This is a genomic window from Psychromonas sp. MB-3u-54, assembly GCF_002836415.1.
GTDB lineage: Bacteria > Pseudomonadota > Gammaproteobacteria > Enterobacterales > Psychromonadaceae > Psychromonas.
On the sequence record NZ_PJBP01000046.1, the window covers coordinates 1 to 336 of the forward strand.

Here is a 336-nt window from a genome sequence, read left to right on the forward strand (position 1 = left end):
TCGTTTTACGCAAGGATGCGCGATTTGCCCATCGAGCAGGACGATAGCGGCACTTTCTTCCTCTGCGCGTTCTGCGATACATAGCGCGTTGCTGCATCTTCTTGGATATATCGGTACGTAATTTAACTTCGCTTTGATATAACACTTTTCCGTTGGCTGTAGCGGCACAACCAATATTCTCGCTGCCAGTGTCCATACCACCAATGAGCGGCTGTATAAATTCGGTTGTATCTTCCACCATTTTAATAATGAAAGGCATTCTGTTTTTAACCTTTGCTTTACCTTGTTTAAGCAGCAGTCTTGCGATAGCTGGCTTACAAGGCATTAAAGGCTTCT

Annotated in this window: 1 protein-coding gene; it reads right to left on the reverse strand. The window is 44.6% G+C overall.

Going from position 1 to position 336, the window contains the following annotated elements; genetic code table 11:
• Positions 1 to 336 (reverse strand): RRXRR domain-containing protein (locus CXF72_RS00530; RefSeq protein WP_198552453.1); only part of this gene is annotated, 336 nt, incomplete at both ends.